The 24,442-nt window shown below is 38.1% G+C and carries 13 protein-coding genes and 1 pseudogene; 1 reads left to right on the forward strand and 13 read right to left on the reverse strand.

All coding sequences use genetic code 11. From position 1 onward, the window contains the following. Positions 1-331 precede the first annotated feature (331 nt). The 9 genes and pseudogenes from JWG41_RS18090 to JWG41_RS18125 all read right to left on the reverse strand — a co-directional run bounded on the left by JWG41_RS18090 (position 332) and on the right by JWG41_RS18125 (position 20,012). On the reverse strand, positions 332-2,401 hold the full coding sequence (locus tag JWG41_RS18090) for a UvrD-helicase domain-containing protein (protein WP_205271214.1): 2,070 nt from the start codon (positions 2,399-2,401) through the stop codon (positions 332-334). Beyond that, a complete protein-coding gene (locus tag JWG41_RS18095; RefSeq protein ID WP_232374098.1) occupies positions 2,398-6,852 on the reverse strand; it encodes a DUF1998 domain-containing protein in 4,455 nt (1,484 codons plus the stop codon). The genes JWG41_RS18090 and JWG41_RS18095 overlap by 4 nt, the downstream gene beginning before the upstream one ends. A 1,074-nt stretch (positions 6,853-7,926) precedes the next feature. Beyond that, positions 7,927-8,730, reverse strand: a pseudogene (locus tag JWG41_RS21305) (DEAD/DEAH box helicase); the annotation flags it as partial. Further along, positions 8,731-10,362: a DUF262 domain-containing protein gene (locus tag JWG41_RS18100; RefSeq protein ID WP_205271216.1), complete on the reverse strand. Its 1,632-nt coding sequence runs from the start codon at positions 10,360-10,362 to the stop codon at positions 8,731-8,733. Between the two features lie 22 nt (positions 10,363-10,384). Next, positions 10,385-10,555 carry a hypothetical protein gene (locus tag JWG41_RS18105; RefSeq protein ID WP_205271217.1) on the reverse strand — a complete coding sequence of 57 codons (171 nt, stop codon included), beginning with the start codon at positions 10,553-10,555 and terminating at the stop codon, positions 10,385-10,387. A 292-nt stretch (positions 10,556-10,847) separates the two neighbouring features. Then, positions 10,848-11,813 carry a DnaJ domain-containing protein gene (locus JWG41_RS18110; protein ID WP_205271218.1) on the reverse strand — a complete coding sequence of 322 codons (966 nt, stop codon included), beginning with the start codon at positions 11,811-11,813 and terminating at the stop codon, positions 10,848-10,850. Between the two features lie 2 nt (positions 11,814-11,815). Beyond that, positions 11,816-16,582, reverse strand: coding sequence for a hypothetical protein (locus tag JWG41_RS18115; protein WP_205271219.1), 4,767 nt, complete (start codon positions 16,580-16,582; stop codon positions 11,816-11,818). Further along, positions 16,582-19,578 (reverse strand): helicase-related protein, encoded by a 2,997-nt coding sequence (locus tag JWG41_RS18120; protein ID WP_205271220.1) that lies wholly within the window; start codon positions 19,576-19,578, stop codon positions 16,582-16,584. The genes JWG41_RS18115 and JWG41_RS18120 overlap by 1 nt, the downstream gene beginning before the upstream one ends. A gap of 20 nt (positions 19,579-19,598) precedes the next feature. Then, positions 19,599-20,012, reverse strand: coding sequence for a hypothetical protein (locus tag JWG41_RS18125; RefSeq protein ID WP_205271221.1), 414 nt, complete (start codon positions 20,010-20,012; stop codon positions 19,599-19,601). Positions 20,013-20,417: 405 nt separating this feature from the next. On the opposite strand from JWG41_RS18125, the gene JWG41_RS18130 reads away from it, so the two are divergent. Continuing rightward, complete coding sequence (locus JWG41_RS18130) at positions 20,418-21,254, forward strand: hypothetical protein (RefSeq protein WP_205271222.1); 837 nt, start codon at positions 20,418-20,420, stop codon at positions 21,252-21,254. Between the two features lie 99 nt (positions 21,255-21,353). On the opposite strand, the gene JWG41_RS18135 is transcribed toward JWG41_RS18130, so the two are convergent. The 4 genes from JWG41_RS18135 to JWG41_RS18150 all read right to left on the reverse strand — a co-directional run bounded on the left by JWG41_RS18135 (position 21,354) and on the right by JWG41_RS18150 (position 24,395). Beyond that, complete coding sequence (locus JWG41_RS18135) at positions 21,354-22,133, reverse strand: ArdC-like ssDNA-binding domain-containing protein (protein ID WP_232374099.1); 780 nt, start codon at positions 22,131-22,133, stop codon at positions 21,354-21,356. Positions 22,134-22,288: 155 nt separating this feature from the next. Further along, the gene (locus JWG41_RS18140) at positions 22,289-22,843 is read right to left on the reverse strand and encodes a helix-turn-helix domain-containing protein (RefSeq protein WP_205271223.1); all 555 of its coding nucleotides are present in this window, start codon (positions 22,841-22,843) and stop codon (positions 22,289-22,291) included. 650 nt (positions 22,844-23,493) lie between these two features. Next, positions 23,494-23,691 carry a hypothetical protein gene (locus tag JWG41_RS18145; protein ID WP_205271224.1) on the reverse strand — a complete coding sequence of 66 codons (198 nt, stop codon included), beginning with the start codon at positions 23,689-23,691 and terminating at the stop codon, positions 23,494-23,496. Positions 23,692-23,900: 209 nt separating this feature from the next. Continuing rightward, positions 23,901-24,395, reverse strand: coding sequence for a hypothetical protein (locus tag JWG41_RS18150; RefSeq protein WP_205271225.1), 495 nt, complete (start codon positions 24,393-24,395; stop codon positions 23,901-23,903). Between the last annotated feature and the right edge of the window lie 47 nt (positions 24,396-24,442).

Here is a 24,442-nt window from a genome sequence, read left to right on the forward strand (position 1 = left end):
CTGAAACAAAGAATTAAAATCTTATGTGTAAAGGATGTTTGGAGAGAGATTTGTAAAGGATGAAACTAGTACGTACCCGGTTGTATAGAAAGGCACATAGGTAACAAATTAGATCACTCACATGGGTTACACTTTTACTAGTCAATTCTATACAATAGCCTCTGGTATTTCAAGACTTTACTCGTATACAAATCCAAAATTCCAAGAATATTGGCAGGCATAGCATCTGCCCCCTCAACCCCGATGAATAAAAGATAAAAGTTGTTCTGTTGAAACTGAATTCGATCAAATATATTTTTTTATTATCAAACTTTCTGAAATAATATAAAGACTAATCAAAAACAACCAGATTTTCACGTGCTCTGCTCGAGCCTACGTAAAGTTCGCATCGAACATGTAGTCCTAAGTTGTTTAGCGAAGTCAAAATGTTTTCACCAATGGAAACAATGAGGATCACACATCGAAACTCTAGACCTTTTGTCCTTTTAATTGTACCTAGTCGGTATCCAGCTATGTCTGGTCTATCTTCTTGGAATGCAGAAAGTTCAAAAATTGGGAGCCCTGATTTTCTTAATCTTTCGATTGGGTTTTCAATTGATAAAGTATTTCCATCGGAATATAAAATACAAATTTCATTCTGTTTATATCCCTCACTTTCCCACTTTGCCAGTTTACTATTTATTTCCGTTGTTATTAGTTCCCAATTACTGCTCGGGTATATTTCAGGCGGAGAACCTAAATGATTAGCAATATCTCCTTTTCTAGAATCATTCCAGTCATTTGCATTTATATCTGCCGCCTCAATGAGTTTCTCTGCGAAAACTCTAATTTGTTCGGTCGTTCTATAAACATATCTTAAGCGATGAGATCTGCCTTGTATTTGGATTCCTGCTTGAATTGGTTGATAAGTGGATCGATATACTCTTTGGTTTAAATCTCCAGCGAGAGTTATACCATTTTTCGGCTCTTGGTCATAACCTGACAAACTTTTGATCAGTTTAAGAGCTTCTACTGACATATCCTGGATTTCATCCACAAAGACATGAGTGAATCTTATACTTGGATTTCTTTCTGCATACAATCTACTTTCGTGTATCGATTGCTCTGGTGTACGCAAGGATCGTTTTCGCAATTCTGATTCAAATTTTTCAAAGTAGTTCCAAACAATCTTTCTATTTTCTCGAGATAATTTAGATTTACCCTTGCGAACAGCAGTTAAATAGGAATCGATTTCAAAGATGCCTTTTTGTTCTTTGATTTCATAATACTCATCAATCAATTCATCCTTTGTCAGTCCAAGGGAACTTTCGATCTCATTTGTTACATCTTTCCAAATTCTAATAACTCGATCATCAGATCGTGAAACTATGGTACCTTTCCAACCAGTTTTAAGATTGATAGTCTCTGAAAATCGATATAAAGAAGTAATTTCCACATTGTTGATTAAGGATTGATTCAACCCACTAGACTCTATCAATTTTTGCAATAAACTTCTGATTTCAACTGTTAGATTAGCAGTGAATGTGAGAAATAGAATTTTCTTATTTTCATTTTCTTTTAAATATCGGAGTGCTCTATGGAGCAAAACTACTGTTTTCCCAGTGCCTGCAGAGCCAGTAATTTGGAATGGTCCTGAAAAAGAAGCATTTACAAGGTTTGTTTGAGTTGGATGTAAAAAGATTCTCCATTGTTCCAACGTACCAGAAAAAAATTGATCCCAATCATTGTTAACTTCAAATTTTATGATTCGGTCTGGATTTGCTTTATCCAATTGATCTAATGTAGTTTCATCGACTTCAAGTTTTACAATACTTTCAGAATCACTAGGTTTCAATTCGTTTATTGATTTTTCAAGCGCTTCATCAACTTCTAGTCCATCGGCCATCAAACTCAATACTGATTGAACCATAGGATCAAAGTATTTTAACGCGACGATCAAAGATTCCTTATTTTCAATTCTACGAATCGTTTCGATATCTGACTCATCAATTCCTGCGTCATACAATTCTTTATCAGAGAATCCATCGAAAAGTTTAGTTTTTACATCCGTTTCATGATCTTCAATGTACTGGTCGGATATTTGGAAATAACCATTTTTATTTTTAAGTTCAAATTTTTTACTTTTTGCCCAATCATACGCAAGGTCATGTTTATCAACATATAGAAAAACATACCCAAGTCCTGCCTCTGAAGGTAAAACAATCACTCGGTAAGAATCATCTAACCGAGCACCTTTAACTCGATGATCTTGCATAGACTCACCAACTGAATGTAAGTTGATGGATGGGTGGTTTGGATTTTCTTGAAACTGTTTTAAGAACTTTGAAATCTTATTTTTCTGAGTTTTAGGCAAGTTCATCGCAGAAGATAAGAAATTTTCGTGTAAATAAATGTTGGTCATAAAGATTCCAATTTTTTTATTAATTCTTTGGATATTTTTTCATTCGAAAAATTATTTAAGTCTTTTATGACCACAACGTTCCAACCCTCTTTTGCCCAAACAGCAGAATAGTCGCTCATCTCACCACATAACAAGGCAACTTTCTTTTCAGGCCATGCCCATTCAGCGGCTAATTCTTCGTTCTCATTTGTTAATTCAAAATTTAAGATTGGCGGATTTAATTTTTCTTTTTGGAGAATCCTTCCTAAGACTTTTAACGACTCAATTGTATAGTTTAAAATTTCGAGCCACTCAGTATTTGGCGTAGGATCATTGTTTAAAAATACTGTAGGTTCATCATTTAGATCTCCAAGGCATTTCCACATCACATTTGGAACGAATTGCAAAAGGTCCGCATACCACCAAAAGTGCTGCCATGCGGTTTTAATTTCCCGTTCTTCATCAATTGACAAACTATGACCTGATTTCAAAGAAATTCGATCATCAATCAAAAGTGTATGCGAGATATCTCCTTTTAAAGTGAATAACCAATTAAAATAACCGTTGTGAGATTTTATAACTGGATCTAAGGCATTTCTTTGATAATAGGCTATGATTAGTTTCTGGAGCTCATTTGCAATTTTCGAAACGTAATTTTCGGTCGGATATTGAAGTAGGCACTTTAGCAATCCAAATGGAGAACTTATGGATAGTTTCAAGTTTTGATTTTGTTTATACCTACTATCCAAATATGCAAAAACAATTTTTGTAAGTTCTTCATTTACATATGGCAAATGTAAAAAATCTTTTCTAATGCTCATTTCAGATGGGAACGTGATCTGAATGTAATCATTCGATAAAAGTAAATCTTGTCTTTTTGCAATATCTTGTGAGATCGAATTTATCTTCCCACGATGGTAATTGAATCCATCGATGTAGATTGCAATTTTTTTCAAATTTTTAAAAGCTGCACCTTTTGCCTCAATGATAAAGTCCGGCCGTTGTTCGGCACTAATTCCATCTTTTAAACGTAAGGTTTTTTGCGCTGAGAGTAACCAGGTAATATTTTCATTTCCTGGTATTGAAAATTGGGCAATTTCAGATCCGATACTTGAAATTTCTTTCCAACTACCGCTCTCTTCTTTTACTATATTTTTTAAATTAGCAACAAATGTTTGCTCTAGTTGGCTTTCATAGATTTCATCCATGTCTAGTACATCTAATGACCTGATGATTTCTCTTTTTTCGGCTGAATCTAAAATTGCACGTAGAAGTTCTAAGCCACGATTTCTGGAAATCTTATCTGACTCATATTGTTGTTGGTAAGACCGTATACAACGATAACATCCATCGGAACCGATTCCAAAGATTTCTTCTTTTCCACACTCACAATCTCTTAATCCAATCTCAGCTTGTCTGAAGACATCTATGATTCCTTCAGCTAATTTTCCATCTTCACCTTTTTCGTTGAAAAGCGCTTTTAGAAATCCTGTGCCTCCAGGAACTGCATCCATTAATACGAGATAATATCGAGTAAAGATTCTATCTGGATCAGGAATTGCTTGGAGTGAAATCAGAATATGCGCTGGTGTCCCTTTAAACTTAAGCCTTAGTCCAAACCGAATACATGCTTCTAGGGTCGGTAATCTTTCTAAAGTGACCTTCGGTAAAATTAATCGAATCGCTTCGGATTCTAATTCTCTGTAAAGGTATGCATTTTCAAAACCATATTCCAAGGATTTGGTGATCGACTTCCTTGCAGCATTTTCAACTTTTTGTTTGTGCCTACAAAATGAAGTATGGTAACTAAGTAACTTTGCTTCTTTTACAGATTGTGGTAACACTGAACCGCAATCCGTACAAATTTTGAATCCTTCGGGCATCACTTTCGTTTGATGGAATTGCACACCATTATTTTCAGTGACTAACTCATGTAAGTATCCACCATTTACTTCTCTTACTTTTAGTTTTTCTAAAAATTCGATTCCAAAGCCAGTGGCAATATTCCCGATCGTTGGGGAAGCGGAATTTTTGGTAGAATCAAACAATTCTGTTGTATGATAAAAACCCCTTTGCCTTTCTTCATCTTGGTCCCCGGAAAATCCCTTAGTTGAATCAATCACAGAGATTGCTCCTGACTTATGAAACGGAAGGAATTTTCTCTTTTGAGATAATTCAGCGAAAGAATTGCTTTGATTAGATAAATAACCGCATTGCGGGCATTTGTCGGGAATATGCTTTGATTCCGATAACTGGTCTAATAAATAACCACAATTCCCGCAAATAGATTTTTCTTCAAAAAGATCGTGATCTCCTTTTCGGATTTGAAGTCTTTGTATTTCGAATTGTTTCTTTCCTATATAAAATTGATTCCAAGGCGCCAATTCCTTGATTGCCGCTGAAGCAGGTCTGAACAATGTATAAGTTTTTGTGGTAACTTCTGGCGAATCATCCGATCCCTTTTTTTGATTATAAATCGTTCCTTCAAATAATACTCCACGTTCTGGGAATGCATAATTCGGAAGTACGCCTTCATTTGTCCAAAGTTCTAAGGTTGTCATTCTTAGCATTTCAGCCTTTCTACCTTGAAGGTGTTTTAATTCTCGATTTAATTCATTTTTTTGTTCTTCAGTAAGATCTGTTCTTTTGAGTGAGTTGTTTATCGATTCAATGTTTTTAACTAATAATTGATTCCTTGAAAGGATATCCGATTGAATTTCATGGAACAAATTTTGTATTTTTTCTAAACTACAATCTTGTTTTAATTTGAGCCTCGTTTCATCTGAAATATTCGTAAAGAGTACACTAAATTGTTGGAACAATTGACTATGATCTTTTGATAACCACAACATGAAACGTCCAAATTGGCTTTCTGGATCATTCCACTCCTCTAACCACCTCTTTACTATTCCTGGAATTTCATCCCATTGTTTGGTTTTGGTTGCTTGGTCCATACAGAATCCAATAAATTGTCTTGAAAGTACGGAAGGTGCATCTAACCAACATCCAGGTGCATTGATTTTTCCCTTGAGTAATGCCATGGGCCGAGCATAGAAGAATAAATCATGAGGTCTTTGGTTTACTATCGCTAGAATCAATGCAGAACCTGTTGATCTTCCAGCCCTTCCTACTCTTTGTAAATAATTTGCTGTCGTTGGAGGGACAGAACATAGTAGAGTCGCACTCAGATCACCAATATCTATACCCATCTCCAAAGTGCTGGTACAAGCTAATATATTTGGTTCATCTGCCAGTTTGCCCTTAATAAACCCATCTTCTATTTCTTCTCGATCTTTCGTAGCGAGTAAACCTGTATGTTCTTCGGCAACTACCCTTCTGACCAAATTGGATCGGTATCGATCGTTATAGTACTTTTGACGATCACTTAAATGTGATTCAATATAGAATCCTTCTTTTGCATGGAACTCTAGAGAAGGATGATTTATCCATAATTCTTTTAAATGGCTTGGAACGAGTAAATTCTTCTTTGTTTTAGAACACTTTAATAATGTAACATCCGTTGTAATGTATGTGTGTTCTGTTGTAACTAAATAATATTCTTGGTTACTTTGACCTTCTAGTTTGATGAGTAACTTTGTTTCGAGCGATTGATCAACAAAGAGAAACTTGAGTTGTGATTTTTCATTTTCGCCAATGCCTTCAATTTGCGATAAATTGAGGGCTTTGAACATCCATTGATCAAACCAATTTTTATATTGAAACTCTGAGAAGATAGGAAGAGATTCTTTCTGTTTGGTCTGCACTCGTGATAAAAATTGAGGAATGCGATGTCCTTTTTTTGTCCAAAATGCACTCTTCGAGTATTCACGCATGAAAGGGTGATCGACTGCTCCAATCGATTTACATTTATTTAAAATTCCATAAATCCATAATCTCACATCTGCTTTTTCAATCTTTCGAAAGAGAGGTGAAATTTGTTCTAATCGGAGGTGGATTCGTTCGACGGTTTTATCTACAAAATCTTCAACCCAAAACAATGTAGAGGAGCCAGACCAATCCAACGATCTACCTTGGAAATAACTACTCGCATATTCTTGTAAAATGGACCAATTGAGTTGTTTAACAATACTATTGAATAAAGTAGAAGGAAGTTCTTTCTCTTTGCTTACTTTATATTTTTGCCATTCCACCATATCTTCCCAATCAGGTGGCAAGAGAGTTGCAAAGGCATTCTTTTTGCCAAGCGTTGGGTTCATTGATTCGGCAGTTTCTAATAATAACTTGGTAAGTGCCTCAAAGGAAACTTTGCCGTTCTTATCCGTAAGTGACTTAGTAATTAATGTTCGTAAGGTGAAGAGAAAAGATCTTGAGGAAAAAAATCCCGCTCGGTGTGATGCATCTTGCACGGAGTCAGTGAATGCTAATAATTTTGGATTTTCATTTAAGGGATTCCCAAAGAGTTCATCAATACCAACGGATGCTAATGTTGCACTTTGTGTTCCAATGAACATAGGTCCATGGTAGGAAACACAATCTGGGCATACCTGTTTACCTTGGAGGATTCCAGTCTCATCCTGAGGGACAACATATTGATCCCAAAGGACTGGGAAGGAATCCTTTGAGAGACTCAACTTGTGCGACTTTCTTTTCTTTAAAAATACAAAGTTATTGGGATCAAATTCACCGATGTTTAGGAGTTGGTCCTTAAATTCTACGTCTTCGATCTTGATGTCTCGAAATAAAATAATATAAGGGCTTCGGTATTTGTCTCCACCTTCAAAGAATTTTCGATAGATATCCTTGGCATTTTGTGGAGGAGCAAGTCGAGCCCCAGGTGTACCAAACTGAGCTCCAATTTCTTCTTCTGTTCCTGCTTCCACAAGGCCCACCCAACCAGAGTTCCCACAATCTCTGCAATGATAGGCTGGCAATGCATGGATTCCATTTGGCAATTCATCGAGCCATAAAAACTTAGATTCTTTATGATCGAGACTTCGACCGATTCGTCTCATCTCGCGAATCCACAATTGGACCTGCATCGGAAGGAAGGGCACAGTAAAATTTCCGACCTTTCTCTTTGCAAAATGGAATAGAGACAAAAAGGAAAATAAATATCTTTCAACAAGCTCTATAGAGAAAGCACGAAAGGTTGGATAACTCAGACTGATTTCTTTGGTGAATTCATTCCATTCCCAAGGTGTTTTTCCTAATTTTTTTTCCTGATCAAACCTGGTTAAAATAACATTATATAAATCTGAATTTTCTATCCACTTTCCTAGATCGATTGGATCACTTGGTGCTTTCCAAAGAGTAGTTTGTCTGATGCAATAAAATTCCTTTGTTTCCCCTTGGTTGGGTAAAAGAAAATCTGGTTTTGGCAAACTTAAAGTTTGATTCTGATTTCCAGACAACACCTCTGATGCGCTGAGTCTATCTTCGAGCAAGATCGCACTTGGTTCTATGGATTCACCGGACAATGTCGAAGCAAAGTCGGCCAATCTCTTACGAGGAGTGTCCATTGCTTCTTCCATATCACTTGCAAACTCTTTCGAATTCTTTTTGTCATCTCCTGAATCTAAAGTTGCACTTGTACCAATAAAACAAAGTGAGTTTGGACTTACATCGAGTCTCGACTTAAGCCTTCTGATAAGGCATGCGACATCAGTTCCTTGGGCCCCATCATACGTATGAAGCTCATCTAATACTAGATATTTCAAAGTATCTGGGTTATTTTTCTCCCAAAGCCCTCTGTCTGTTGGTCTCATTAAGAGAAAATCTAACATTTTATAATTGGTTAACAAAATATCAGGCGGGTGTAATTTTAAGGTATCGTGGTCTGTGATTCCACCATCCTCCGTAACGGACTTTCTTCCTTGCCTTTTTTCAGATCGACCCGTATATGTTCCTACTGTAATTTTTGCATCCTTTAACTTTTGGAACTGAGAAATCGTTTTCGCAAACCGTTTCTCTTGGTCTGTTGCCAGAGCATTCATAGGATAAAGAACGATCGCTTTGATTCCTTGTTTCCCTTGTAATTTTGCCTCTAATGCATATTCCAATAAAGGATAAAGGAAACATTCTGTTTTCCCTGAACCAGTTCCCGTGGTGACAATGGTATGTTTGCCTTCTTTGATTCTACCCCATGCCAAATCTTGATGGATGTAGGGATGAGGTACTTCGCCAAAGGAAAAATAACTATCTTTCTTACTAGTGGTTTTCCGGAATGGAAGGCGAAAATCTACCCAAGGTCCCTTTGTAATACCAAATTCAGGATCATTAATGAACTCTTCGAATGCCTTACGAAGGTAGTCTTCTTTAAAATCAAATGTTGATCTTAAATAGTATAATACTTGTTCTTTGATGTTTTGCGCGAGTATTTCAGGTAACATCTATTGATTCACGAAGGATAAAATTCTTTTTTCTAGTTCTTCTTTACGAGCAATTACATGATGAGGATACCATGCATTTTGGCCTCTTGATAAATCGCGAAGATCTTGCACTTTTGATTTTGCGTATTTATCTCTCTTACGACCGAAAAATTCGTTTTGAGCTGAAATATTTAAGTTCTCTTCAAAAGGTGCTAAGTTTCCAATCGAGTTCAATAATTTATCATAGGAATCTTCATCCCAATTATCATAATGATTCCATTTTCTGGGCAAAATATGTTCAACATGAATCTTGCGATTCAAAAAATCGTAAAAATCTTTCTGGTTCTGATTTGGATTTAAACTGGCACCTAACAAAATGAGCAGTCGGTTATATCTTCCGAATTCACCATTTATGAGTCTTGATTCAAACTCTTTAAGATCATCTTGATAACCTGCTTTTAAATAGGATACAAAATCACCATTATTTTGAATCATTACACACAAGCTATATATATGATCTTTAATTTTATTAACAGAATTATAAACAAGTCCTCTCACAGTAACATATTTCGTAATTGCATTCAGGAGTTTAGTAAATTCATTGAGTTTTGCAGAGTCCAAAATTAAGGTTTCAGTATTTGAATCATATTCAGCATTTTGATTTAGAAATACATAAAGTGGAAACATCCAATAATAATTCGGATAGGACCTTAAAATTTCCCAATTGACCATCATTTCAGTTGGAACCGAATTATTTTCTTCTACGTCAAAACATTTCTTAAGAGTAAACATAACGTTAGTCCAATCCTGCAGGATTTCTGGTTTTTTGAGAAAGAATGTTCGCATAGCCACTTCTTTTTCTTTGATACCTAATTTAGCACGGAGAATGTGCATATAAACACGGAATAACCAATCATGTGATTTGAGCTGGCTCCAAGATTTTACAAATTCATCCTTCTTATCCTCAGATGCTTTATGTAGTTTTGCTTTAAAGATATCGGCATCAGACAATGGAAGGCCACGGTTATTGATTGTATCGAATAATGTAAGTGCATCATCTTGGCTTCCACACTTTATAGGCAGTAATACTAGATTGTTTAGAACCAATGATATCAATCGCTCCATTTTTCCCGGATTAGAGTTAGCATTGATCCAAAATTCTTCCAATTTATCTTTGAAATATTGAAAATTAGTTTGGAATCGTTTCGATGGAAGATTCACCCCTTTGTTTAAAATAATTTTCTCCATCGATTGGAAATCATCTGAGAGAACCTCGGAAACCAAGCGTAGTTCATCTAGAAAATTCTCCGTTGTTGGATGCTTCTTTTGCATACAACTCTTCAATGCGTGCGAAGTAGCAGACTTTTCATAGAGAGCTTTAATTAATAGCTGAAGCGTTGTTAACCTTTGTTGCCCATCAATTACATAGTTATCTGTATCCGAATTATCTTTCTCAAAGACAACAATTGTTCCCATAAAATACTTATCCTCAGCATTATTATCTTCTAAGTTTTCATAATATTCCATGAGGTCAGTCCATAGCTGATCACACTCTTCGGTATCCCAGGAATACGGTCTTTGAAAGTCAGGTATATAATAATTGGTTGCGAATATAGATTTAAGTGTTTTTGGTGATGCTTCTAATGCTTTCATTTAATTTGTTCCTAACCTTTGTTTAATCCATTTTTTCGAGCATAATTTTTCTAACTATGCCTAACGCACGCTCAACGAATAATTCTTTTGTCTCACCCGGTAAAGGAGGAGCCAACTTATTGTCGATTAAGTCTACGAACTCTGAACTTGTTGCAAAATTCACCATTTCTGATGCAAATTTTTCTTTTTCCAAATCATCCAAATTAGGGACTTGCAAGATCTCCGATCGGATTTCTGCGATTGCGTTTCTCTGTTCACTTTCTGTTAATAAATTTTGATTTACCTTTGACTTCCATTCTTCAATGAACTTCCTAAGCGCACCCATTACTTATTTACCTTCGAGTCATAGAATTTTTCAATAATAGGTCGCCACATATCCTCTACCTTAATTAAGATTTTTTTCTTCGTTTCTGGAGGTAAATTCATCCAGATCATGTGAAGAAATTTAATGAGTTTGATAAGGACTTCTTTGAGTGCTTGCAAATTCATTTGATACCTCTCTCCATTTTGATTGTTTCATATGCGGAGTTAATTTCTGCTGTTTTGTCAGTGTGCTTCTTTCTTTCAATTTTATCAGCGACCGAATGATTATCAGGATGGTATTTCTTCATTTTTGTATGGTAAAACCTTTTGATTTGGTCATTGCTAGCTGATCGATTGACTCCAAGGATATTGTAAGGATCTTCTTTAGAATCCGATTGTTTTGGATTCGTAATCCCAGGTTCTTGTGCTTCTAAATTTTTTTTCATCCGAAGTCCAGCGATAAAAACCACAATCGGAATCGTAACACGATATGCAGGCCCAGACAAATCGATTCCGCCCCAAACTGCAGTAATGGCAAGACCTATGGGACCTGCGAAGAATGATAGACCTCGCATGAGGAATGCATTCGTTCCTAGGCGCAATCCATGGCCTAATACTTGTCTTGCTACTGCATTTGCAATGATCAGTGTTAGTTTATATGCTAAAAATCCCGAAGAGTTGATGGCAGTATGTAGAAATGCTACTGATAAAGCTCCAGACGGGACATCTGTATATTTAGAAAAATCCTCTTTTTTAAATTCTTCTGTGAAACTTTCTTTTTGCTCATCGGACATCTTTTCATAAGCTTTCTCTAATAGGTGCGACAGAACCATTCGTTCTGCGGCTTCTGTACCTTGTGGGATCAATTCCTTTTTAATTCCCACTTTCCTTGCAACATCTTGGACAATTTGTGAATACTCTACACCTCCGCCACGCATTACATTTGCGATCGAGTTTCCACCGACTCTCTGGATTTCCTTGATCAATCTCCCCGTGTATTTGGAAGGATAAAACCGACCAATCAATTGGAAGTCATTGTCCTTCTTTAATTTGTTCAGTGATTTTTTTAAGAGCACATTCACAATATCATCCAATTCTTCATCCGAACAGGACGTAAACAACGGTGTTAGATGCCTATCATACGCCATCCCTACACCCTATCCTTCATTCCTTGCCATATGATGCGATACTCTTCCATTCGATCCACGCCAACAAACGGAGGATAGAAGGTCTTTTCTTCCATGTGTGTGCCACCATCGATGGGATACTTGATCGTTATTGGTGTTGTTACTTCACTTCCATCGGCCGTTCTAGCTTTGATGGCCTCTCGTAGTTCCTTTCCGCCTGGGTCTTTGCGTGTGGTATTGGGTAGCCTCCTTCCCTTGCTATCATATTGGTCCACTCGTTCGTATTGTTGGCTCACTCCAAATTGCAAACGGTAGATGAGTTGCAATTGTTCTAAGCTAAGGCCCATACCCATAGCCACCAAGACATCTATTTCCAATAGGGCCCAACGCCTCGCATAGTCCGTGCGGAGTGGGCTATTCCAGTCCCAATGATTTTTTAGATCCTTCCAAGGAGATTCAAACTCAGTGACATGCAACCGATCCGCGATATAGGATTCTTTCGGAACCACAAACGAGTCTTTGGCGATCCCAATTGCACATTCTTCCCAGAGTTCTGCATAATACTTTGTCAAACAGTTCAAACGAAGAGTTCGGTAGATTAGGAGGGATTGAATAATCATGTTTTGAATCAGAGGTATAAATGAAATATTCCCAATTCTCGCATGTCCTGCACCAGTAAATCTAAACAAATAATCCGCGATGATTGAGGTGAGAATGGCTCCAACAAATACAGTTTCATTGCTTGTCTTAGCTGCAAAAGTTTGAATGGTATAAATGTGTGAGAAATATTTAGGAATTATTGCCGACATTAAGGTACGTTCATTCGAAGATGCTGCCATATCTCTCCAAGCAACGCGAAAATATTCTTTGGCATTTACTCTCTCCCCACTAAGATTCACAAAAAAAGGATCGTTTTTTAATAATCTATATGGACTACGCGAAAGAAGCGAATCAGGTGTAATGGAAAGATCAATATCATTATATGCATTGTTGTGCGTACAGGCAGTATATGCAGAACCATAAAGTGGATTTCCTACATAGATCATTGGACCAGTGATAACCACTTCCCTTGGAGAAAGTGACTGAAAAGAAGGTATTTCTTCACGTTGAAGAACACCATCCTTTTGTGCGTTTGTTTCATTATACATATCAGTCGAAAATGAAACGTCGCTTAAATCAGAGAGGGTATGTTTGGCTTTACTAATCACAGTTAAAATATTTAAGAGTGCTTTGGTATGCAATCTGGGAAGTTTCGTTGTTTTTACTTCTTCAGCTTTAAACAAATCAGCAAAGACTGAAAGCTCAGTTTCAGTTATTTCCAAAAAACGATCCGGATGTCCGCGAAGTTCCCAATTCCCAGAAGCTGTTTTCATTCCAGGAATTTCATCTATGATATATCCAACCTTTTTCGATTCAAAAAGAGTTTTCGGATGATAAAGATTGAAGGAACTTAAAAAACGAATTGGCTGTCTACTTCCAATAAATACATTTAATGCGTAAGACAATAGATGATGGACATCTTGAAACAATGAGTTCTCATTTACAAATTGATAATGTCTTTTAAGCCTATGGAAATATTCTTCTCGAAGTTTTCCACCATTTGGATCATCAAATACTCCTGTCGGATGAAGCAACCCACAGATTCCATTCCTTGCAAGAAGAGTCCATGATTTCACAATAAAGTTTTTATAAAGGTTGGTTCTTAGCCCTTTGAGTTCCGAATAATTGCGCTCGGAATTTAAAAATGTAGCAGAACCTTCGGAAGGTAAGAACTCATGAAAGTAATACTCTCTAGCATTTTCTGCATTGAGTAAGGATGGCCTTTTTGCATTGTAGACAGCACTTTTAGAACCACTCACGGCGAGTAGAGGATCAATCTCATTGAGTGCCGCAAAATCTTGCCAATCACTCGTGAGCCAAGGTGGGTTTCCTAACATCAATGCAAAACCAGCATGAGTGGGCTTTGGTCCAAGCACTTCGGGGAACACCAATTCCCAATGGTGAAACCTTTGGGCCTCGGCAACACCCACTCCAACGCCCACCCAAGGTACAAGGAGGGACAAAGATCTTACCGAAGGAGTGGATTCGGCCGCAACCTCCGCCACCATATCCAAATGGATGCCAAATTCTAAGTTATAAAACTTTTGTTCTGTTTTGTCTTTGGGAAGTGAATCACCTAAAAGTAGTTTTGCGACATACAAAAAAGCCCGCCTACTGGGAAGTTGGTCTGCTTTTTCTAAGTCCATCACAGGCCAAAAGTACAATGCACACCAAACATCCATCAGCACTTTGAGGCGTTGGAAGGAACCCGAACTGGATTCTAACTTTTCTTTGGTCTCTTCTTGTTTTTTGAGACCAGGGCCTGGGAGGTGGGAGCTATCTTCAGTGACAGAGATCGGCCAAACGGTAGCGGTACTTTCTGTATCTTTCAAGGCTCTGTTTCGTTCTTCGGTATACGTATGCCAATGTTTTTCGATGAGATCCGAAATTTGAATCGCTAGATCAGATTCTTCTTTTTCCCATTTGCCTGTTGAGTTCTGTTTTGCCCAGTCTTCCGAAGCTTTTGTTTCTTTGGGATAAAATTCTTTGAAGAGTTTGTCTTTACGGACGGGCACCATTTCAGGATCAAAGACGAGAAAATGGTAAACTTCATCTTGATTTCTTGTTTCACCAGGAAGGAGTGTGCGAGGGAAGGACCCCTCTTTTAAATAGGAACCATCTCTTAAGTCAGAGACCTTCCACACAGCACGCCTAGCGCCGATTAAACTATTTCCTGCTCGCAGTCGCAAACCAAACCAAGGAACAGCAGAAGTATCCGATTCTACTTCTTGGTTTTCTTCCGAAACAAATTTGGGCCTGCGGTGTTCGGTCCCAAGCCAAAGCGAAAGACTTCCGAGTTCGACTGCCATTGGATTCAGATCCACTCCATATACATTGCGAGTGGCGATATGGTATTTGACACGGCGGAGTTCCAATTGGTAGTCTTCGGGAGAAATCCTTACGCCAAGCTCTTCTTGTTTTTTCTTAAGATACAGAGCAGACAACTGCTCACAGGCTTCGTTTAAGAACGCACCCGATCCCATCGCTGGTTCGCAAATTTTCCAAGACAACACTTCGTCCGCAGAGGCATTGGGTCTAGCAAGCACCAGTTCTTCCAAAGCTTCTTCCACAAGGCAACGTGTGAGCACCTCAGGTGTGTAATACGATGCTGTCCTCTCTCGGTCTACATGGGAAAGGTATAAGATAAAACTTCCCTTGGCATACATGCGGGAGCCTGCGCTCGTCATCTCTATGGCCGCTCTTGGAAATTCCCCTTCTCTCGTTTTGGGAACAAACCAAGTTTGTGTGGAACTTGACTCAAAGTTAGGTGCTTTTGTTCCATCGGGAACGCCCACTTGGATTAGATCTGTTTCGGCAAATTTTGCAGAGTAACTGAGAATTCCTTCATACACAGCTCCCAATTGGTTGATCCCAAGGTCCGCATAATTGATCCTTCCCCGACTCCTTCCTTTAGCATCCTCACTCAAAGAAAGGCGAACAACCACATCCTGCAAAACTTTGTTTCGTAACTTAACTTGGTCGAGTAGTTTGGTTTCCCTTTCATCAAAGAGTTGTGATGTGAGTGCCGGAACTTGGAAGGGAACTTTTTTGAACTCCAATGCGTCTATTTCTATATCTGTGGGGAATCCATGTTGGATGATCGCAAAGAGTTTTAAAAGATGTTCGTGAAAATACGTGCCATTGGCTGCTTCACTTCCTGTTTCCAGTGGAATCAGTTCTAAATCTCGGAGTGATTCAAAACTATAACCAAGCCTATACACATCATTCGAAATGGGAAGGAGTCCAGAGTCCTTTCCTTTTGCTTCCGCATACAAACAAAATAGTATGCGATAGATATACACCAAGGCCTCATGTTTCAATCGTTCGGCGGTAACATCTTCTCCATCTACTTTGGTATAGGAAAGTTTTGCTGTCTTTCTTGCCTCTACCCATTCGTTTGCGAGAAGCACAATGGCTTCCCTGACAGCAAACTGGAGTTTTTCGGTCACGCCAAAGGCGTATTTATGGCTATTGTCTTCTAAATTGTCATGGATGAAATTGTCTTCACTAGCAAGTCTTTCTCTTGAAAGTAAGGTTGCCATTTGCCGGAATGTGGATTCTTCTTTTCTTCCGTAAGCCTCTTCCAAATCAAAGAGCAAATACCTTCCTTCCGCATACACATGTTTGTCGAAGAGATACAGAACTCCACCACCAAGAACTAGAACAAACCGTGGCGATCCCTCTTCTGCAAAAATTTCCCCCACAAGTTTAGAAAGGGATTTGGATTCATGTCGGATATACCCTTCTCTGGCTTCTTCCTCCGGAAGAGTTTTGGAAGTTTGAAAATCTTCTAAAGGATCTTTACCTTCTTCTGCATGGGAAAAAAGATAAAACTGGTTGGGTTCCAAGACCGCAAGCCACGATTCCCCCTTCCTCTCGAGTAAGCCCGATAACAAATAGGCCTTTTTGCTATCTGCAAATTTATAAACAGTTGGAACGACATCCGAATAACCAAGTGCTTGTTTGATGGCGTTTTGGAACTGAATCTGGGCTTCTCGACTACCTCGTTTGTAAAATAGCTCTTCTTTTGCTTGGAAGTATTTTTCACCGATTCCAGCGAGAGCCTTAACGACGGACGCTTGTCCTTCTATTCCTACGAGGTATTTTTTGCTATCCTCGTCAAAAGCCGCATCTAAGTAATAAGGGCTATAGTATTCGCCGATGTTTTGGATTGCTGATGAAAATGCCATTATTTAGAACCCTCCATAATGAGGATAGGTTCTGTGATGGGATCTGCTGTTTGTTGGAGCCGTTCTTCCGCACTCAATTTTGCTGCCTCACAGAGTTCAATGGCCCATTTCTTTTTGTTTTGCCATTTTTCGAAGGCCGCTTGTCCAGAAAGGATATTTTTACTCATCTTTTCGATATAGGCTTCGCGTTTGACACGCCAAGCATCCAACCTTCTCACTTCCTTTCTGTATTGGCTCAAAAGGTGTTCCTTCCTCTTTGATGCCAATTTTTGTAAGTACTCCAAACTGGTATCGACTGCTTTTGCTAAAAAGATCTCCGCAGGTTTTTGGTTTGGTGGAACCTTTGTATTGGCAATGTTCCTCAGATTTGTCATGGCAATCGCATCCTGGAAAGATAAAACTTCCAATTGTTTTTGGCCAGGTTTTGCCATCACAACATGAGGCTCTGCAACAATTGGATTCCCTGCTCGTGAACTCACATGACCAATAAAAAAATACAATAGAACATCTTTTGGAATGTCTGGACTCACAATCATCGGTACTTGGCCTTTCGGAAATTCGAGTAACAGCCGATCTACGAGCCATTTCAAAATAGGGTGAGTTTTATTCAAAAAACTGGCGCGAGTCCAATGCCCTGATTCGTTTTGAGCAGCAAGGATTGCATTTTCCATAAACGTAGCATCATCTGTTAATCTAAATTGATGACCGACCGTTTGCCAAACTTCCTTGGGCAAGGATGTGGCTCCATAAATCATACTGGAACCAGAATCGGGAGCACCCAATCTCTCTTTCACTTCCTTTGGTGGAGTGAACCCAATATAATTATTTTGGATTTCCAAAGAAGGATAACTAACACTAGCTTTTTTGCTTAAGAACTCATAACCCTTTATGAAAAAGTCACGATCATTATAGAGAAAATTGGATACTTCACCTACTTGTGATAAAGCGGTTGGCGTTTGTTTTTCATTGGAAGATTCTGAGTCTAATTTGTTTTGCTGTAAAGCAATGGCCTCATCCAAAATCCTTTGCATTTCATCATCCAAAGAATCCTCTGCTTTAACGGGAGTTGCGAGTATTTCATCAGGAGAAACTCCTTCCAAAATCTTATCGGCGATGTATTCTTCCTCTTTTTTGGAATCAAAGAGATTTAAGATACTTTCCCCTTCTTTTCGTAGGTGGTTGATTTCTTCGACCTTTGTGACTAACCTTTGGAACACCGCTTCATCATTGGCAAAACTAGAATTACCAGATGTCACTTGCAAATACCGTATCTCTGGAGTTTTCGTTTGTCCAATCCGATCAATTCTACCATTCCTTTGAATCAAAGTGATAACAGACCAAGGCAAATCATAGTGGATGATTAAGTGGCAAGCATGGTGTAAATTGATCCCTTCACTCGCAACATCTGTCGCCACAAGCAATCGAACCTGGTTGTTCGTTGTGGCAAATGCTTCGATTGCCAAAGACAAACTCGTATCCGAGTGGGATCCATCTATCGTCAATATCTGTGACTGGTGGTATTCTTCCGGTTTTGAGGCAACTTCTAACTGAAAATCCTTCGCGAGTGCAGCAACGAGAGCTTTTTGCGTTTCCAAATACTCTGTAAAAATCAGAACCTTCGGCGACTTCTCCTTACCGTCCCATGCTAAATTAGTGAGGTGCTTTTTTAAAATCGAATACCTTGTAGAAGATGCAAGAGAAAGATCCGAGAGTTTTCCTTCTAACAACTGCAAGGATTCCATCTCATTCGAAATCTCAGCTATTTCTTTACCCAGTTCGATTCGATTCTTTCTTTTTTTTACCGTCGATAGAACCGCTTCAGGACTAGATAAAAATAATTTATAATAACCATACTGCAGAAGTCGTAACGATTCTCGTTTTTCTTTTTTGATCTTTGTAGAAGTTCTTAAATTGGAAATGATATCCAAAATTTCGATTTCATTTGGATTTGCATTCAGCGAACTTTCAGATAAAGGGATGACAACACGATCTTTCATTTGGTCGCCGATTTGGGATCGCACATCCTCTTTGAATCGCATTAAAAAATGATCACTAATCTCTTCTGCCGTATAGTCCTTCATTTCAGGATCAGAGATGGATGCGGGATCGACGAGACTCAGTAGTCTTGCAAAGGTCTCTCGTTTTCCATTATGTGGTGTAGCCGTTGTCAGTAACAAATGAGTTGTGCGACTTGCTAAATTCCGAGCCAAACGATAACTCAAATTTGACGCCACTTTACTGGCTCCAGCCACGTTATGCGCTTCATCAATTACAACTACATCCCATTTCGTATCTAAAAGGAATTTTTCATACTTCCCTTGTTGTTTGAGTGTATCCAAGGACATGATCACTCGGTGATACACATCAAACGGATTTTTGTTAGCAGGAATTTTAATTCGAACTTTTGAAATGGCTTCAGAATCCATTCGCACCAAAGGCAAGTTAAACTTATTCCATAACTCAGCTTGAAATTGAGTTAACATCGATTTTTTGGTTAATACTAAAATTCGTTCGGCAAGACCCCTTCTCGCAAGGTCTGTTAGGATCATACCCACTTGGATGGTTTTACCAAGTCCAACACCATCTGCGATCAAAAGCCTGGCTCTAGATTTTGATACTGCTAGTTTTGCAGAATACTTTTGAAATTCATAAGGCCGATAAACACCTAACTGAGACCAATTAGATGTCTCACCTGTAACAGGAAGGCTACGTAGCCTTGCTTCCAAATAAAATAAAGACCTTTGAAATCCAGCTGATTCATCTAAGGCAACCGTGATAGATTTAGGGTCGACCACTTCGAATTCATCAATCGGCTCAATAAAAATCCTTTCTTGGTTTTTTACCAATGCATCAATTCCAATGCACTGAACCTTTTGGAATTGGTGGATCGGATCATAAATTTCCGCTCGTTTCACTATCCATTCCGAATCACGACAACGAATTCGTTGGGGTGCGGCTAGAATTGGATTTATTTTTTTGGATTTTTTCTGAACCATAGAGAGATAATACCTAATACTTAAGACAAAATAATGGGTTTTATAGAACTATTCAAGGATTTGATAAATAAATTTAAAATTTCTGCATCATCATCAAAACCTACAACAGATGTGAAGTCGCTTTCATCATCTTCTTCCTGGATAAAGTAAATGATAACTAATTTGAATTGGTAAAGACCTGTCTCAGACACCACTGCTTGCTTGGAAAAAAATTCATCAATTTCAACGAGTCTGTTATAAATCAGTTTCGCTGTCGCAATATCCGTGACACCTTTTTCAGCATACTCTTCAGCCTTCTTCACATGCTTTCCGGCTAGTTCTAATAAACTTCGAATTTCATACTGTTTTAGATCTGGTAGGCCTAAAGGCAGATGATTGTGGGATAAAAAATCGGATATTAGAACTTTTGGAATCAAAGGAATTTGAGGGAGCATTTATAAATCACCAATCGCTAACGAAAATCATAATATCAAAATCTATCACATCATCCCAATATCAAACATGAATACTAGGGAATTCGCCAAATGTAGCCACCAAACTAAAACTTGTAAAGCAAATTGCCACCAAACAGACAGTTATCTAAAGAAAATTCAATTTTCCTAAAAAATGGCCGATTTTATTACATTTTTTCCAATTGGGAAATTTAAATTATTCACTCCTTATTCTCAATCTACTATAGAACATGAATTCATTCGGAATAACTTTTTCCGAATGAATCTCGAAAGTTAATTAAACTGCTTAGTGTTTGTATATTTCGGAACCACCCGAATGCGAAACGACTAAAATGAATGGAGTTTTTTCTTTACCACTTACGCTACTTAGTTTAACTACTTTCAAACATGACAAATACTCCAACCTCTCAATATGAAAAATTCCTTCCCGAAAGCCCTACTAAAAATTTTTTTAAAACATTAGCAGGTTGCGATGGTGGCAATATCGATGCAAAAATTTGGGTAATTGGCTTAGAATGGTATGGCAATATAGAATTATTTCAAAAATGGAAGTATAAGTATGAAAGTATAAAATTAAATGATGAAGAAATCTTGATTCCATACAGAGATCAAGATTGTTTTTCGATAGAATATTCGAAGGAAGACCATATACTATTAAAAAATCCATTCGATAATTTATTAGCAAATTTTGCGATTGGGCTTACTCAGCAAAAGGATGAGGTTGTTGACGTAAATTTTATAAAGAATACACTTTATGGCAAAAATTCACCAATTTTTAAACTGAATCTTTTCCCACTCCCACGCAAAAGATTTAATACTTCGATTGATGAATTTGGTGAAGTATTTTCGTTCAAATTGACCAAAGAAGTCTATAAAAATAAGTGTATAAATTTTCGATTTCGTTTATTTCAGGATCTAATAAAAAAATACAATCCAGATGTGATCATTTGTCTTGGCTTAGGAAAGGAATCTAGAAAATATTATAGCACCGCAATAGGAATCGAATCTCCCTTTGGTGAAACTAGCGATCCTCATATATTTAAAAAAAATGAGTATGCCGCAAAACTAAAAGGTTATTTTTCTTCTGAACTCTCTTGCGGAGATAAAAAAACTTCAGTTTATAATTTACCATTTTTAACAAGCAGGTTTGGAATGGGCTGGAATAATGAAGTTGCAAGAAATTTTGCTATCTGGGGAAATGAAATGAGGTGGGCACTTAAGTGACCCCCACCCCCTTCTTCGCTTCTTTCTTCAAATAATCCACTGCTTCCATTGCAAGATATCCCGCTTTGAGAATCGCTCGTGGATTGTTTTCCAAGATACTCAACCAAGACCCAATATATTCTCGATGTTGCAATTCTCCACTAAATCCAAATTCACCTGCAAAGATGGCTGAGCATAATTGCGACTACCACTAGAGAAACCTCGGTTCAATCTGTGATAAGCACCAGTCCAATGGCCTAACTCATGTAAGTAAGTGGCCCAGTATTCGGTTTCACTTCGAAAATACGTTTTCTTGGGCATACGAATCGTATCTAAAGGGATCAAGTAAGACGCTTGCTCCACACCGGATTCTTCCATATTGTGATCGATCGATTGCACAAACTGATTGATTCCCTCGGATCCATTTTGGATCGTCTTTGTTACAAACAAATCATATTCATTTTCGGGAATATTGATTTGTGCAATGTTTAAGACTGAAAACGTCTTGTGAACCAAATACGATTTGTAGTAGAGTGGTGCCTCCTCTTGTTCTTCCTCGATTCCCTCCACTACATGTTTCTTCTGGGCATAAACGGGAAACTTTACATGACAAGGATACAAAACCTCTGTCTTTGCAAATTCCCCTTCTCTCAAGGAATAACCAAGGCTATTCCATTGTTTTTCCGTTGCCCAAGCAGGATAGGTAAACCCAAACCGCAACAAACTGTCTGTTAACCAAAAGGTATTCAGTAAACCATATTGTTGTTTCGTTTTAACGTTCTTCGGAAATCCAAAACTCTGCCAAGGTTTGACCCACTGCCCAAGACTACCCGACTCAATGGCCGCCATCACATCGTTTGTAATCTTCCTAATAATAGTTTTTGCATCCTTCTCTTTCATAACAATAGGTGTAACCAAGTCCCCAAGAGTGTCACAATCCTCGAAAAAAATTTTCGAAGTAACGGTGGGCCGAGTCCCGATATGATACTTAGAACTAGAATTTGTTGGAAAAACTAGCACCTATATTGAACCAGAAAGAGATCAAAATTTAATAGCTAACTCCCAAACATAGGCGGTAGTCGCACCGTAAAGTTTTCCCAAAAGACCCGGTCCTGTTTGGCCAAGCTCTCAGGTCCACCGGCCGACTGGATCCGAATGCGAGTGGAAGGTGCCAATTGGTTTGTCCAATGCAAAAACTCTCTCCATACTTCCAAAGGATTCTTTGTACTTATGTTATGTACCTTTGTTGTACTAAGTACAAAAGGAACTGCTGAAACTTCCGAATCTGCCTTGGATTTTTGTAAGGGAGCACTTGGTTTTGTTTCCACTACTGGTTCGGATCCAATTCCTAGGCAGTAGGACATTTCGCGTCTCCTTCCATCGAAAGAAAGTTGTGAGATATAGTTTCGTTTTTTCAATTTGGAAATCATCCGGGAGATGGTATCTGGTTTTTTCCCAAGCAGTTTCGCAAAATATGTGTTCGATGCAAAACACCCTTTTGCCAATGTTAAAGATCGAATTTCCGAAAGTAGATACTTTTCAGAAACACTCAAATCCACAAGGCATTCAATCTCCCTGGGTATCCAAATTCCTGTTCGGTTGGTTTTCATTTTAGGTTCCTTCTTCCAAATGAACACTGACTCCGGCTACGAGCATCTGGTCGTTTTTATGCCTATGCATTCATCGAACGCATTACTCCCCTACTCTACTGGACTTCGGTTTTTAAAATGAGACAAACCTTCGGTCAAAGTAAAATTTAGAAAGTTTGGAAGTTCTTTCGAACGTCCTTTCGGAACTTTTTTAAGGAATTCCGAGTTAAGTCATAACGGCTTTGTGGTAGAGCCGTGTCCGGCAGTGTTAACCGAACGATCCCTAAATGTACCGATGTCGATAAACTGTCAATAAGTAAAAGAGACATAAATCTGGAATTTTCACCCTGACCCAAACGAAGGTTCGGAGGTGGTTTAAATTGAAACTGGTCTTGGAGGAGAAATTTGCCCTGGTTGGCTACCACACCTTCCAGGGCGTTTGACTTAACCCGATTAAGGATTACTTACGAACTATCTTAACCGAAGTACCAAAACAGTACAAGCATTTTTTTTACTAGATACGTCGTTAAGCCTAGTTCGTTAGGTGAGAGGATATTTCCTTACAAATATGGGCGCCTCACATGGGTTAGTGTGATTGAAGTGGATTTTGGGCGTGACCGCGCTTTCCGCTTCAATCTTTCCAAATCATTATTAAAACTATAATTGTATTTTTAAAAGGAAAGGATTTCCGCTGCAATCGCTGGCGCATCACCTTGGCTTGAGTATCTAAAATGTAGGGTTTCTAAATCAATTCCCAAATTTCGAAGTCTGTTACTTTTTATTTTCTGGCAAACAAACAATTCGATTGCAATCAGCAATACAACCTTGCCGTGCTGAATCCAAAGATTTCCCTCGATTTGTATAGACATAAGCCGAACTCGTACAATTCGACATACACTGTTGTTTCTCTTTGCAGTTTAAATTTATGTTCCCACCGAAAGTTTCGTAATAAGGATGGACCGGTTGTTCCTTAGAAAAATCAATTGGCCCGTTTCCTTTTCGTTTGTCTGAAAACGCTGTAAGTGGAAATAGAAAAATGAATATTATAAGAAAAGACAAGTGTTTCATTGGTAAACTATCATTCCGATAGAATAAATGAGATTTTGTGCCAAGGTTCAGGATTTGGAAGTGGTTTTGTGGTTTCTGCCAAAACAAACGATTTTGAGTCCCCATACACAGGTGAGTCGTCAAGTGCTGAGTGGCGTAAAACTTTCATTTCATTATTTGTGAATGTAAAATGAATAAAGCTACCTTTGCTATCGAAATTCGAATCGTTGATTTCGCAGTCAATTCGTTTGATAACGAATTGTTCTGTTTTGGTTCCTGATTTATCAATAGGGTCCTCAAATAAATAAATACCATCTTTACGATAAATTTTAGCTTTTTGTTTCCAAATATTAATCGTTCCATCAGGACCATGCTCTACAATTTTGATTTCTCCCTTTCGATTTAAATGAAACTTCATTCCATAATCTCCAATATCCCAAGTCTTTCCGAAAAAATAGGATTCAATCCCCTTTTCTTTGATTTCTTGGATAGCTTTTATACAAGAAAAATCTTCCTTTTTCTCCAAACATTTTTTCCCATAATAAAAATTTTCACTACCGTATTCGTTGAGCC

The organism is Leptospira chreensis, assembly GCF_016919165.1.
GTDB lineage: Bacteria > Spirochaetota > Leptospiria > Leptospirales > Leptospiraceae > Leptospira_A > Leptospira_A chreensis.